The sequence below is a fragment of the Vibrio sp. PID23_8 genome (genome assembly GCF_003584965.1).
Classification (GTDB): domain Bacteria; phylum Pseudomonadota; class Gammaproteobacteria; order Enterobacterales; family Vibrionaceae; genus Vibrio.
The window spans coordinates 14,034-28,570 of sequence record NZ_LIXE01000007.1 but is presented as its reverse complement, the minus strand read 5'-3'; the positions used below and the strand labels follow the sequence as shown (position 1 = coordinate 28,570).

Sequence of the window (14,537 nt, the reverse complement as noted above, 5' to 3'; positions counted from 1 at the left end):
GTGGAAAAAGCATCTAAATTAGACCGCATTCGCGCGGACTACAACGTTCACTACTGGAGCCAAGGCTTCTACGGAATTGATGACCAAGGCGAGGTATATGTATCACCTCGTAGTGACCGTAAACACCAAATCCCTTTCAGTGCCATTGTGAATGAGCTAGAAGCGAAGCAGTTAAATCTGCCTGTACTCGTACGCTTCCCGCAAATCGTGCATCAACGTGTGCACGGTATTTGCCAAGCTTTCAACCAAGCAATTGAAGAATACCAATATCCGAATAAATACCTGTTGGTTTATCCCATTAAAGTAAACCAGCAGCGTGAAGTCGTTGATGAAATCCTTGCAAGCCAAGCTCAACTTGAGACGAAGCAGCTAGGACTTGAAGCCGGCAGTAAGCCTGAGCTTCTTGCGGTACTGGCTCTTGCTCAACAAGGCAGCTCTGTGATCGTATGTAACGGCTATAAAGACCGTGAATACGTACGTCTTGCGCTTATTGGTGAAAAGCTAGGTCATAAAGTATTTATCGTTCTCGAGAAACTGACTGAACTTGATTTGGTGCTTGAAGAAGCGAAAAGTTTGGGTGTCACCCCGCGTCTCGGTTTGCGTATCCGCCTAGCGTCTCAAGGTGCGGGGAAATGGCAAGCGAGCGGCGGTGAAAAATCTAAGTTTGGTCTGTCTGCATCGCAAGTATTAAGCGTGATTGCGCGCCTAGAACGCGAAGACAAGCTCGACACCATGCAATTGGTGCACTTCCACCTAGGCTCACAGATGGCGAACATCCGTGACGTACGCAATGGTGTGAACGAGTCTGCTCGCTTTTACTGTGAACTGCGCGCAATGGGCGCAAACATTGATTACTTCGATGTGGGTGGTGGCTTGGCGGTCGACTACGACGGCACTCGCAGTCAATCTTCGAACTCAATGAACTACGGTTTGGCTGAATACGCACGCAACATCGTCAATACTGTTGGCGATGTATGCCAACAGTACGAACAACCAATGCCAGTGATCATCTCAGAATCTGGCCGTTCATTGACGGCACACCACGCCGTACTTATTTCGAACGTGATTGGTACAGAAACATACCAGCCAGAAGACGTGTTCGCACCCGCAGAAGATGCCCCTATCTTGCTACAGAATATGTGGCGCAGCTGGGAGAACTTACAAGATGGTACCGATGCGCGTGCTCTGATTGAAATTTATAATGATACCCAAAGTGATTTGGCAGAGGTACACTCGCAATTTGCTACTGGCGTACTGAACCTCGAACAACGAGCATGGGCAGAGCAATTGTCACTGCGCATTTGCTTCGAGCTAAATCACCAGATGAGTGCTAAGAACCGCTTCCACCGTCCAATTTTGGATGAGTTGAGCGAACGTCTTGCGGATAAGTTCTTCGTGAACTTCTCTCTTTTCCAATCTCTGCCAGATGCGTGGGGTATTGATCAGGTATTCCCTGTTCTACCACTTTCTGGTCTAGATGATGTGGAAGAGCGTCGTGCGGTGATGTTGGACATCACTTGTGACTCCGATGGCGCAATCGACAACTACGTTGACGGTCAAGGCATTGAGAGCACGCTACCCGTACCAGCATGGAGCAAAGACAAGCCGTACCTAATGGGCTTCTTCCTAGTAGGTGCATACCAAGAGATCCTTGGTGACATGCACAACCTATTTGGTGATACCCACAGTGCAGTAGTCAACGTTGATGAGAATGGTCAATTTGAGATCAGCTACATCAACGAAGGTGATAGCGTAGAAGACATGATGCGTTACGTTCATATCGACGTAGATGCGATTCGTGACAATTACAAACAATTGGTTTCCGAGCGTGTTGAAGCCAATGAACAAGCACAAATCCTAGCTGAGCTGGAACAAGGTTTAGCTGGCTACACCTATTTAGAGGACTTCTAATATGAATGATTTGTTTACTAAAACCGATTATTCGCTTTACTCCAACTCTATGTCGTTTCTACGTCGACCGTACATCAAAAACCCTGTATCGGCAGACGCTGACGTTGTCGTGCTTGGCGTTCCTCTGGACATGGCGACTTCTGGTCGCCCTGGTGCTCGTATGGGGCCAGATGCGATCCGTCGTGCGTCAGTCAACCTTGCTTGGGAAGGCAAGAAGTTCCCATGGGACTTCAACGTATTTGATAAATTGAAAGTGATCGACGCCGGCGACCTTGTGTTCGATTGTGGTGACGCAGAGGATTTCACTTACCGTCTAGAAGCAGCGACAAGCGAAATTCTAAAGAGTGGCAAGACCATGCTAGGTTTAGGTGGTGATCACTTCATCACGCTGCCAATCCTGCGTGCTTACGCGAAGCACCATGGCCAAATGGCACTGATTCACTTCGATGCGCACACTGATACTTACGCAAACGGCAGTTCTTACGACCATGGCACCATGTTCTACCATGCACCGAAAGAAGGTCTAATTTCTGCAAAGAACTCAGTGCAAATTGGTATTCGTACTGAATATGAGCAACAAGATCACGGTTTCAATGTCATCAACGCGATGCAGGCAAACGACATGTCAGTAGAAGAGATTCTGGCTGAGGTACGCCGCACGGTTGCTGATAAACCAGTATATGTTACGTTTGACATTGACTGTCTTGATCCGGCATTTGCTCCAGGGACAGGCACACCAGTATGTGGTGGCCTAAACTCGGACAAGATACTGAAAATCATTCGTGGTTTTGCTGGTATGAACATCGTGGGTATGGACGTGGTGGAAGTTTCCCCTCCTTACGACCACAGTGATGTAACCGCTCTAGCGGGCGCGACGATCGCACTAGAACTGCTATACGCATACGCTTCAGGTCGCGCATAACGCATGTATTACAAAGGGGGCTTCGGCTCCTTTTTTTTGTCTTGAGCCCTCCTGCAAAAAAAGATTAGTTTTTCTAATCAAAATCATAGATTTTTATCTTGTTCAACTTCACATTTTTTGATTGCTAACTCTGCATTCAAGCTCTAATATCTCGCGCCTAGAATCCCTAATCAATTAATTTACTCTGCACTCTGCCATAGAGAGCTAAAGTTTTTTACGCCCTAATTTTTTGGAGAGATACGCAAATGCCCGCCTCGTTTCCATTAGCGAAACTTACCTTTTTAATTGCAATCCTGACTGCCGTAGGTCAAATGACTCAAACGATGTACGTACCTTCTATCGGTCATATGGCGGGTGAATTTTTAGTTTCAGCGTCTTCACTTCAAGCGGTAATGGCGTGTTACCTAATCCCTTATGGTCTATCGCAATTTGTGTACGGTCCATTGTCTGATCGCCTTGGCCGTAAACCGATCATCATCGTCGGTTTAATCATCTACATCATCGGTACGTTGGTGGCGCTGTTCGCACACCAGTACGAATGGTTCCTAGCAGGTAGCTTTATTCAAGGCTTGGGGATCGGCTGTGGCGGCGCAATGTCTCGTACTCTGACTCGTGACTGCTTTGAAGGTGCAGAACTGCACCGCGCAAACAGTTTGATCAGCATGTGTGTAATTTTCTCACCACTTATTGCACCAGTGTTGGGCGGTTACCTAACAGAAGCTTTCGGTTGGCGCTCTAGCTACTTATTCCTTGCTCTATTTGGTATCGCCGTTGTGATCACCATGATGACAAGCATGATGGAAACATTACCAAAAGAGCGACGCAAATATGAATCCGTTGCAAAGAGCTACAAGTTCGTACTGTCTGACAAACGATTCCAAGGTTTCCTATTGGTGCTTGTTGCTACTTTTGCTGGTGTCGCAGTATTTGAAGCTGCGGCTGGTGTGCTACTAGGTGGTGTACTTGGCTTACCAGCAACCACAGTAAGCTTGCTGTTTGTATTACCGATCCCGGGTTACTTAGTCGGCGCTGGCTTATCGAGCTACATTGCACAACGTCGCTCTGAGCGCCGCGCTCTGAATGTAGGTCTAGTGGCTATCCTAGTTGGCTCAGCAGTCGTGTTGATTCCGGGTCTGTTTGGTCTAACGACAGCGTTAACTCTGATTGGCGGTGCAACCATTTACTTCTTGGGTGCTGGTATTTTGTTCCCGGCAGCGACAACAGGCGCACTCTCACCATTCCCATATCACGCGGGGACGGGTGGTGCGATTTTGGGTGGTATGCAAAACCTAGGTGCGGGTATTGCGACACTATTCGCGTCGTTTTTCCCGGCTCAAGATCAAATGCCACTTGGTGTCTTGATGATGACAATGTCAATCATCGCAATGCTAGGATTACGCTGGGTGAATCACAAACACGATCACTCAAACGAAATGCCATTGGCAATCTAAATTAGTGACCTCACCTTATTCAAAGGGACATGCTGAAAAGTGTGTCTCTTTTTGTTGCACGCTTCTTGTCTCCAAGCTCCCATCCGCCAGCTTTAGCATTTAACATCTCCGCTATTCTTTGCTAAAAAGAGCCGTTGCTTATATACATCACCGGAAGAATACAAACGTACCTTAACTCTCAACAACAAGAGGTGCTGACACTAAAACGAGCAAAGTACAAAATAGGGATATACAGATGCGTTTCACTTTAACCACATTCGCCGTATCGGTCGCGCTCGTCGCTGGATGCAGCAATCAAGGAATACCAACCATGAACCACCACTCCCAATCGCAGCTCATTGCTCAACAAACACAAGCACCCGTTGCGAAGAAAGTTCCTCATGCAATGACAATTCATGGCGATATTCGTGTCGATAACTACTACTGGATGCGTGATGATGAGCGTAAAGATCCAGAAATCTTGCAGCATCTTGAGCAAGAGAATCAGTATGCGGAAACAGTTCTAAAGCACACCGAAGCCTTTCAAGAGCAACTGTTCGAAGAGATCAAAGGCCGTATTGCAAAAGACGACAATTCAGTACCGGTTCGTAAAGGCAGTTACTACTACTCGAATGAAGTCACAGGCGACAATGAATACGAAGTGCATCTACGAGCCAAAGATTTTGCTGGCAAAGACAAGCAAGTTATCTTGGATGTCAACGAGCTAGCGAAAGAGCACGAGTTCTTCAATATCGGCGGTTTATACGTGAGCCCAAATGAAGACATGTTGGCTTATGGCGAAGATACGCTCAGTCGTCGTATTTACACCATCAAGATTAAAGACCTAACGACAGGTGAATACCTCAACGATGAAATTGAAGGTGCATCAAGCGCGATAGCATGGCAGAGCGACAACCAAGCCTTCTACTACATCAAGAAAGATCCACAAACACTGCTTGGCTACCAAGTGTACCGCCATGTATTGGGTTCGCCACAAAGCCAAGATGTACTGATCTACGAAGAAACCGATAGCGCCTATTACACTTACCTCAGTACAAGTAAGGATAATGAGCAAGTTTATATTTGGCACTCCAGCACTGAAACCAGTGGTGTCTCTCTAATTGATGCAAACGATCCTGACGCAAAAGCAGAGCCATTCTACCCGCGTGAACAAGGTATCGAATACAGCATTGCGAAGCTCAATGACTGGTATTACATCTACACGAACTACCAAGCCGTAAATTTCCGTCTGATGAAAGTTCATAAAAACGAAATGCATGATCGCGCTAAATGGCAAGATGTCATCGCCGCTGACAATGAGACTCAGCTTGTCGACTTCGATTTGTTTGATGATCACTTAGTTTACGAGCAACGCGCGGATGGTCTCTCAACCGTCAAGATTCGTCAGCTTTCAACAGGGAAAGAGTTCCCGCTAACATTCAACGACACCGCCTTTGCTGCCTATCTCACTGGCAACAACGAACTGGACAATTCCAAGGTTCGCATTTACTACAGTAGCTTAACTACGCCAGGTACTTACTATGATTTCGACCTCAATAGCGGAGAGTCAGAGACCATGAAACAAACACCTGTACTGGGCGATTTTAATGCCGATGATTATCAATCCGAGCGTATAATGATCACAGCTCGTGATGGAAAGAAAGTACCTGTTTCTCTGGTTTATCGTAAAGATCGGTTCAAGAAAGATGGCACAAATCCTATCTATCAATACGGTTACGGCTCTTATGGCTCAACCATTGAGCCTACTTTCGGCTCGACTCGCTTAAGTTTGCTCAATCGCGGTTTTGTATACGCCATTGCCCATATTCGTGGTTCTGAAATGCTTGGTCGTCCATGGTATGAAGATGGCAAGAAGTTAACCAAGCAAAACACCTTCAACGATTTTATTGATGTGACAAAAGGTTTGGTTGAAGAAGGCTATGGTGCAAAAGAGAAAGTTTTTGCGGTAGGAGGCTCCGCCGGAGGCTTGCTTATGGGCGCGATTATCAACCAAGCGCCAGAGTTATATCGTGGTATTGGTGCTCACGTACCATTCGTAGACGTGGTTACGACAATGCTGGATGAATCCATCCCTCTAACCACCAACGAGTACGATGAGTGGGGCAATCCAAACGATAAAGCCTACTACGACTACATGCTTGATTATTCGCCATACGATAATATAAAAGCGCAACATTACCCGAACATGCTTGTGACAACAGGATTGCACGACTCGCAGGTTCAATATTTTGAGCCAATGAAGTGGGTAGCCAAACTGCGTGAGATGAAAACAGACAGCAACGTCCTAATCTTCAAAACCGATATGGAGGCAGGTCATGGCGGTGCCTCTGGTCGATTCAAGCGACTAAAAGAAGATGCCTTAGAATATGCCTTCTTCCTAGATCTGCTAGAAGCCAAGTAAACGTTCATCTAATTCCGAAATAATGCCCGCAACTTGCGGGTATTTTTACGCATTCTCTTTGAGTCTAAGCGATGACTCTCCTCCACAAGAAAATGCAAAAGAATAACGCCTACTCATAGCGAGTAGGCGTCAACACAATAAATGTGTTTAGGCAGAAGAAACGGTTCTATTTATTAGAAGTAGTAACGAGCGCCGATTGTCCACCAATCGTTCTTTTTGTTACCAATATCGTTGCCTAGGTCAAACTGGTAGCCAGCAAACGTATAGAAAGCGGATGTCACAGCGTATTCAGCTTGAATCGCCGACTCGCTGTAAAGCGTCTTACTCGCTTTGTCGTCTTCTACCGACTCGTAGTTCACACTGAATGTCCAGTCGTTGACGCCGTACGCCAATAGACCGTCAAGTTGAACGGTTTTCGCGTATGTCGTTTCATCGTAAGTGAAGAAATGATCATTCATACCGTATACGATGGCTGCATACAGACCTGAACCGTATTCACCGTAGTTAGCAGAAATCACATGAGACGTCGCCGACTCTGATTTAGTACCAACCTTTACATCACCGCCGCTGTATGTGTAGCCTAGACCAAAACCTGCTAGCTCTGTGCCCAGTGCAATTTGGCCACGATCATCATAACCTTCATACTTACCTTGCCAGCCCACAGCTAAGCCTAAACCAAAACCGTCGCCAAACTCATAAGCATTACTGTAGCTCAGCATTTTATTCGCACGACCTGTACCTAAATTACCGTGATTGTAGTACAAGAAGTCATTGGCAAACGCGATTGGCATATCCGCTACGCCTGCTACATCGTAGTAAGGTGACCACTGAGTACCTGCTACTACACGACCAAGTTCTGCGTGCGTCGCACCAATGTAACCTAAACGAGTAGTGAATGAAGTATCGCCACCGTCTAGGTAGTTTAGAGCCCACTCACCTTTTGCATCGACTGTTACGCCGTTACCAATGTCTTGCTTACCAACGACATTGATGCGTGGAGACACTTGGTGTATGCCTACATTGTCTTCAAAGTATTCACCAATACCCACATCAACGTAACCACCGATAGACATTGACGTGCCATCGCTGTTATAGATTTCTGCTGCGAAAGTCTGTGTACCACATGCTAGTGCCGCCACTGCAACGGCTAGAGTTTTCATTTTCATTGTTAACATCCATATAGTTGTTTGTACCGGTTCGCCCCGACAGCAAGAAATTAGACATCAATCGCAACGAACAGGTAACAAGGTAGTAATGAAACACAGCTGAAACAAATGCTTTCCCCCTAAACCATCTACATTTCTGGTTATTATTTAACCTAAATCACAATAAAAAAGGGAACTTTTCATTCCACTTCATAATTTGTGTGGTATTTACCGTGTCACAATCGCCAACGTGCGAGTGGCTTCTCAATTTTGATACTTTTACTGCCCATACGATCAATAGAGTCAACTTGCAGTATTCTGTGCGGTGAAACCAGAGCCTTTAGCATATTTGACGGTCGTCTACTCGTCACGATCCTTAGTGTTTTATCCTGTTCAAATTGAGCTTTTAAAGAATGTTTATCTGCCTCTGACCACTCCAACTCTGGTTTGAATTGACGACCAGCAACAAACAGTTGATTGCCTGACGCAAAGTCTTCCAACGATTCATCGAGTAATATGACTGAATCCATTTCCATTTCAAAGATCGCTTCTTGCTGCTGGTTAATCAGTTCACGCATTTTTAGCATGAGACCCTGATGGTTTTTCTCAATCGCCTCTTGGTGCTCAGGGTAAATTTTTTGCAGATCCTCTCCGACAATCGATGCCATTCGAATCAAGTTAACCGAGTTCAACCACGCGTACTTCGACGTTTTACCCTTATCAAGAGTCAATACGGCAACACCTTGAGCACGAGGAGAAATCGCTTGCGATGCATCAATTTCAATCAATCGAATATTACCTTGTCTTGCATAGACATAAGTCGGGTCTTGGTGCCAAATTGCCCCTAGAGTAATCGCCACCGTTGCCGACTTACCCGCTTCAATCACTTGCTCTTGACCTTGATTCGCAAACCAGTTAGCGACACGCTCAATACCATAACGTTTAGGTGGTAAATACGTCGTTTCAATACCCGTTCCTTGCATCAACTGCTGTGAAATCATGTAGGTAACCGGCGTGCTGGTTAAGATATCTTTAGCAAACGTAAATGGTGTCAATGTGCTCATCACCACCAAACTCAAGCTCATCTTTATTTTTTTTGTATTCATATTCTATTATTCGGATTAAGGATCACGCGTTATTCATGATTCGGTAAATCGTCGCGGCTAGGAAGAACGCTGCCGAGACAATAATGATTGATGCACCTGACGGAATAGGAAGTTCAAACTCCATAGGAAGAACGGCACCAATCAGGCAAGCGACGGTGGCCAACAATGATGAAAGCAGAACGAAACTACCCATTCGCTTAGTCAGCAACCTTGCCGTCGCGCCAGGGATCAATAAGAGTGCCCCCACGAGCACCGCACCAATGATCTTTACCGCCGCAATCGTCACCAGAGTGATCATCATGACAAACAAATAATCATAAAAACTGGTATTGAAGCCTCGCACACGCGCGATGTCCGGGCTGATGCAGGTGAGTAAAACTCGGTTAAATGTCGGGATCAATAGTAGAAGGATAATCAAACAGCTCACCGCCAGAATCGTGATGTCTCTGTCTGTTACCGTGAGAATTGAGCCAAACAACACGTTCTCGAGCATATGAATGTTGATCTTACGAGCCACGTACATCAGCAATGCCGCACCGACGGCCAAAGCCAATGCGAGAAAAACCCCAACAAGTGTATCGTAAGGAACATTGGTTCGATTACGCACAAAATGCAGCAATAGTGCGAATATCATGCAGAAACTGAACAACCCAATAAACGGATTTTCCGGTGGCTCTCCAAGTAAAACGCCGATGGCAATGCCTGTCAGTGCTGCGTGACCTACCGCTTCAGAAAAAAATGCTAAACGCTTGGCAATGACTAATGTTCCGAGCCCACCTAACAGCGGACCTAGAATTAACGCAGCAACAATCGCATTAACCATAAAGGCGTAAGCGAAGCTTTCACTTAACCAGCCAGCTTCTACGCCACGAAGTGCGAGTTGTCTTAACCACTCCATTATGCGGCCTCCACTTTTGCTGTGTAATGCTTAAATAGAGATTCAATACGCTCTGGACTTAGCACTTCTAAATGATGTCCTGAAGCCACAATTTGGCGATTCACTACGTGTACTTGTGCATTTAAACGGCGCACAGCTGTGACATCGTGATGAACCGCTAATACTGTTTTTCCTTCTGCCACCACTTCAAGAATCAAACCTTCTAAATAACGAACCCCTTGCTCGTCCATGCCTGTTGTTGGCTCATCTAACACGAGTAGGCTTGGATCATCTAATAACGCCTGCGCAAATAACACGCGTTGTTGCTCACCGCCGGACAATTGCCCCATTCGACGATCACTGCGGGCAGCCATACCCACACGATCTAGTTGAGCTAGCGCTTGTTGAGTTTGTTTGGTTTTTCTTCGCCAAAACAGAGGTACGCGTGTTTGGTTAAGCAACACAAAATCCATCACTGTAAGAGGTAAACTTGCCTCAAACATCGCCTTTTGTGGTACGTAGCCAATTTTGCCTAATTGCTGGTTTTGCTTAAGGTTTGGCCAATGCATCGAGATATCCCCCGTAAATGGGGTTAAGCCCAACACAGAACGTAACAGCGACGTTTTTCCGCCACCATTTGGTCCCATGATCACGTGGCATTGACCCGCCTCAAATTGAGTTTGGATATTTTGAAGAATAAGGTTACCGCCGTACTGCAAGCTCACCCCATCGATTGAAATAGACGGACCGAGCATCAGGCTTTCTCCTGCTCGTGCTTACTTGCTACAAACTTCATCGCGTCGATTAGCGTCGCCACGTTGTTACGCATTTCAACTTCAACTTTATCTGCTTCATATTCCCCATGCGTCATGTGCGAAAAGCGATAAAGCTGAACACCTGTCGCTTCTTCAATCGTATCGACAAAGCGGTTAGGCATGTTCAGTTCGTAAAACAGCACATCGATGCCAGATTGACGGATCTTCTCGATGGTTCCTTGCAGTTGGCTCGCACTTGGCTCAACGCCATGAGCAGGCTCAATCACGGCAGCCACATCGACACCAAACTCTTGCAAGATATAACCATAGGCATTATGCGTCGTTGCTACTTTCATCCCAGCGGTATTCAATTGGCCTAAAGACAACATGGCGTCACGCTTTAACAAACGAAATGTTTTGGCGTAGTTACGCGCATTCTTTCGGTAGTAAACTGCATTGTCAGGATCGAGCTTGCTCAGTTCACTCGCAATGGTGTACACCTTTTGAATCGTGGTCGATAGGCCAACAAAGGTATGCGGGTTAACCGCGCCTTTGCCCACCGATTGCCCCATCGCAGGCAATAAAGGCACTTCTTCGTTCGCTTCAATCACGACAAGATCATTTCGCTGGGCCGCCTGAATCACTTTCAGCGCAAAATCATCATGACCAATGCCATTTACCACGATGACATCCATTTGATTTAAGCGCTTTAGGTCATTCGGCTGTGGTAAATAGTTGTGTGGGTTAAACCCCGCATCCACCAGAGGAAGAATTTCCGCTTTATCCCCTACCACAGCTTTAACGTAACTGTAATAAGGCTGCAGAGTGATACCAATAGTTAGCTTATCTGCAGCGATGCTCGAAGCAGAGACCGCAAGCAACACACTTACGGCCATAATACGGCGTAATAGAACACGTTTTATCATCGTTATTTTCATTTATGTTGAACTTAGTGATCATGTGAATTGGAAGAAGGTGACGGCACGAGAACGATTTGCAGCCAACCTTGACGTTGACGATCTTCTTGCTTCATCAAGGCGCTAGCTTGAACAATACCAACAGCCTGTGAAAACCAGATGTCTGCCTGAGCATTACGGCTATCGAGGAGCATAGACGCTGCACCTTGTTCATCCTGTCTCAGCCCGAGATAAAGTCCGGAACCGAGTCGTTTCCATTGGTGCGAACCTTTACGCTGCCAACTTTGGTCTTGTACAAATGGTGCAATCCAAAATGCTTCTAACTCACTCACTTCCGGCCACGTGTCAGCGTCTACACGAAGATCTCGAATTTCTTCATGAGCGAGTTTGAGCTCAGCAACCATGGCAACCTCTTCTTGCGCAAGGTCAGTGATCGACACTTGATGAGCAAACACTTCCGAGTGCTCGGTCTCGGCTTGGTGGTACGGTAATAAGAACGTTGATGCCGTAAGGATTACGGTGACGGTCAATGCCACCCACTTTCCTTCTCGATTACCATTATTAGGTCGAACGATTTGTGTGTTCATTTCTCTTGTAACTCAACCACATCTACTTCGACGGGGTTTTCATGACCCGCATCAAACACAAGATAGAAATCCGTTTTTGGGTGAGGGAACTCTGCGATGGAACGCCTATCGGTTCTTACTTTGGCAATCAAGTTATCATCGTAGTCGTACATTTCGACATCAAAGTCCACTGCCGTTGAGCCATCCGAATAGCCAGCTTGGCAGATCACTTTTTCTTGTTCTAGATGGCAACTCATCAAAGGAAAATGTGCAATTGCCTGAAACGATGCCAGTCCGAAGAACAATAAAGAGATTTTGAGAATAGAGGTGCTGTTCATGGTCATTCCAAAGTGACTCCCCTTTAACGGTGAGCCACAATTTGCTTAGTTAAGTTGAGTTTCAAACGTCAGGTGAACATTCGCACTGGTTTTATCTGCTAGAGGGTCGTTTTTCAGCTCACCTTTATAGTTGGCTTTCATCAGGTAACGACCAGCGACTTCCGGCGTGAATGTAATTTTGCCATCTATATCACTCACTACATCGATTTGCTCTTGATGGTTGCGGTAAAGCGTACCTTCACGAGTAATTTCCGCAGTCACACCTTGTTGAGGTTCCCCATTAAAGAAAAATTGGAAGATCACTTCTTCACCTTCAATGATGTCTGAAGGGTGCGTAAGCGGCTTCATCTCAAGCCACTTACCTTCGATTTCAAACACTTTTTCTGTCGGCATACCAACCGTTACGTAGCTTTCTGCACGGGTGTAGCTTAGCAGAGTCACCACATCGCGTGCTTTTTCTGGAATAACGCTCGCACGGTCAGCCTTACTCGCTTTTGCCCGTTTGACCGTGTCACGACGGCCCGCCTTGTATTGGGTGTAATAGCTCGGTTGATTGTTGATCGCGACCTTGTGTGTGCCTTCCTCTTCGAAATAGAAGTCAAACATCGAGCGGCGTTTCCCGCGCACGACAAGATTAGGACGCTCAGAACGACCATCTGGCATGATCACAAACGCTTGTTCACTACCTGCGGGTTTATCAAAAACAAACGTACCGTGAGATGCGGTTACATCGAACGTTAGCCAATCACCACCTTCTTTCGACACCGTGAAATGAGAAGGAAGAACCCAACGGGGATGTGCTTGTGCCGTTGTCGCCGCAGCTAAACCCATTGCCATTACGCTTGCTAGTGCCACCGCTTTCATTTTGGTCTTCATTATTACTCCTTCTCTATCACTTGACTTGGTAATTGACGGTGATTACGCCCGTCTCTTCCGTTGGTTTGATTTGGTAGCGTGCTTCTTTGTCTGCTAACTGAATTTTTTGACGCAGGTAGTTGCGACCACCGTGCTCACGCACGACTTCTACATGCAATGTATAGCCACCTTGCTCAAGGCGCTGACCGTCATCGTTGGTACCATCCCAAACAAAGCGATATTGACCTGCCGGGCGAGTTGCTGATGTTACCGCATCAACCAGTTCACGATCGTAACGACCGACTTTGCGCCACCAGCTACGAAGGTCTTTTAACCATTCATCTTTACCAACCCAAAGCTGGATGGTTTTCACTGGTTTACGTTTCTCATCCTCAATCCAAACCGCCACATAAGGACGTGCGTTCATTGAGGTATCGATTTTTGGTAACTCAAATTCAACATCGACTTTGGCATTATCTGGTAGTTGTTCCGCCAAAAGAGGAAGTGGAATCAGCGCGGCTATAAGTGCAGCCTTATAAAAAGGGGGGCGACGGAAAAATCGACCTGCGTTTAACATAGGGTTCTCTCTATATGACCTGTTATGGCACAGCAACAAAATAAATAACGAGCGACAATACGGTGCCTAAACTCATCCACTGCATCGACGTTCTGAATGTTTTCTTCTTTGGTAACAACAGGCACACACCAGTCAGGGCAAAAAACACCATTAACACTGCTGTTATGTCGATAAACCACTTCCACGTGTCGCCACTATTACGCCCTTTGTGTAAATCATTAAGCTGCGCAACAATGCCGTAGTGGGTGGTTTCAATTTCAGCTTGGCCCGTTGTCGTATCAACAAAAACGGTGGCGTTGTAACCTGGACCTTTAAAATCCAAAGAAAGCTCGCCTAATACCAATTCTCCATTTTCTACTTCGGTGTAGACGTCCAAAGCTGATGGCATTCCACGCAGTTCATTTTCTTGAGTAAGGAAATCCAACAACGCCGAACGATTTGGTTGAAAGTTTCCCTCTCTTTCAAAAAGGATCTGAGAGGGAATAGTCAGAGTGTATTGCTGGATGATGGGTTCACTGCGCTCGAACAGCTCAGGGCGATTCAAGGTAATCCCTGTCAACGCGAAAAAAAGCGTCACCGCTAAAAGTGCCATAGAAACATAAATGTGCAGGCGGCGAGCCCAAGTTTGAACACCTTTGCTTTTGAACAACATAGAAAATAATCATCACCAATAACCATGAATTGTAATTTAAGTGATAATCATTCGTATTGGCATT

Annotated in this window: 14 protein-coding genes; 4 read left to right on the top strand and 10 right to left on the bottom strand. The window is 46.2% G+C overall.

Translation table 11 applies throughout. The features are described 5' to 3' along the window. The 4 genes from speA (at position 1) to AK966_RS12790 (ending at position 6,685) form a co-directional block, all read left to right on the top strand. Positions 1–1,911 carry an arginine decarboxylase gene (speA, locus tag AK966_RS12805; protein ID WP_182852671.1) on the top strand — a complete coding sequence of 637 codons (1,911 nt, stop codon included), beginning with the start codon at positions 1–3 and terminating at the stop codon, positions 1,909–1,911. Between the two features lies 1 nt (position 1,912). Then, positions 1,913–2,833, top strand: a complete 921-nt coding sequence (gene speB, locus AK966_RS12800; RefSeq protein ID WP_099078320.1) for an agmatinase — start codon at positions 1,913–1,915, stop codon at positions 2,831–2,833. A 245-nt stretch (positions 2,834–3,078) separates the two neighbouring features. Continuing rightward, the gene (gene emrD / locus AK966_RS12795) at positions 3,079–4,284 is read left to right on the top strand and encodes a multidrug efflux MFS transporter EmrD (RefSeq protein ID WP_119464289.1); all 1,206 of its coding nucleotides are present in this window, start codon (positions 3,079–3,081) and stop codon (positions 4,282–4,284) included. A 235-nt stretch (positions 4,285–4,519) separates the two neighbouring features. Beyond that, positions 4,520–6,685: a S9 family peptidase gene (locus AK966_RS12790; protein ID WP_119464288.1), complete on the top strand. Its 2,166-nt coding sequence runs from the start codon at positions 4,520–4,522 to the stop codon at positions 6,683–6,685. A gap of 173 nt (positions 6,686–6,858) precedes the next feature. Here AK966_RS12790 and AK966_RS12785 read toward each other — a convergent pair whose 3' ends face one another. From AK966_RS12785 to AK966_RS12740, 10 genes are all read right to left on the bottom strand, one after another. Further along, on the bottom strand, positions 6,859–7,851 hold the full coding sequence (locus AK966_RS12785; protein WP_119464287.1) for a porin: 993 nt from the start codon (positions 7,849–7,851) through the stop codon (positions 6,859–6,861). Positions 7,852–8,066: 215 nt separating this feature from the next. Continuing rightward, positions 8,067–8,936, bottom strand: a complete 870-nt coding sequence (locus AK966_RS12780) for a metal ABC transporter solute-binding protein, Zn/Mn family (protein WP_099078324.1) — start codon at positions 8,934–8,936, stop codon at positions 8,067–8,069. A 22-nt stretch (positions 8,937–8,958) separates the two neighbouring features. After that, entirely contained in the window at positions 8,959–9,834 is an 876-nt protein-coding gene (locus AK966_RS12775; RefSeq protein WP_099078325.1) for a metal ABC transporter permease, read from the bottom strand. Further along, a complete protein-coding gene (locus AK966_RS12770) occupies positions 9,834–10,568 on the bottom strand; it encodes a metal ABC transporter ATP-binding protein (protein ID WP_119464286.1) in 735 nt (244 codons plus the stop codon). The genes AK966_RS12775 and AK966_RS12770 overlap by 1 nt, the downstream gene beginning before the upstream one ends. Then, on the bottom strand, positions 10,568–11,494 hold the full coding sequence (locus AK966_RS12765) for a metal ABC transporter solute-binding protein, Zn/Mn family (protein WP_099078327.1): 927 nt from the start codon (positions 11,492–11,494) through the stop codon (positions 10,568–10,570). Before AK966_RS12765 ends, AK966_RS12770 begins: the two co-directional genes overlap by 1 nt. Positions 11,495–11,517: 23 nt before the next feature. Beyond that, positions 11,518–12,072 (bottom strand): DUF6162 family protein, encoded by a 555-nt coding sequence (locus tag AK966_RS12760; protein ID WP_099078328.1) that lies wholly within the window; start codon positions 12,070–12,072, stop codon positions 11,518–11,520. Then, positions 12,069–12,389 (bottom strand): hypothetical protein, encoded by a 321-nt coding sequence (locus AK966_RS12755; RefSeq protein WP_099078329.1) that lies wholly within the window; start codon positions 12,387–12,389, stop codon positions 12,069–12,071. Before AK966_RS12755 ends, AK966_RS12760 begins: the two co-directional genes overlap by 4 nt. A gap of 45 nt (positions 12,390–12,434) precedes the next feature. Beyond that, positions 12,435–13,265 carry a DUF4198 domain-containing protein gene (locus tag AK966_RS12750; RefSeq protein WP_119464285.1) on the bottom strand — a complete coding sequence of 277 codons (831 nt, stop codon included), beginning with the start codon at positions 13,263–13,265 and terminating at the stop codon, positions 12,435–12,437. A gap of 16 nt (positions 13,266–13,281) precedes the next feature. Next, positions 13,282–13,821, bottom strand: coding sequence for a DUF2271 domain-containing protein (locus AK966_RS12745; protein WP_119464284.1), 540 nt, complete (start codon positions 13,819–13,821; stop codon positions 13,282–13,284). 22 nt (positions 13,822–13,843) lie between these two features. Then, positions 13,844–14,473 carry a PepSY-associated TM helix domain-containing protein gene (locus AK966_RS12740; RefSeq protein WP_119464283.1) on the bottom strand — a complete coding sequence of 210 codons (630 nt, stop codon included), beginning with the start codon at positions 14,471–14,473 and terminating at the stop codon, positions 13,844–13,846. Positions 14,474–14,537: the final 64 nt, after the last annotated feature.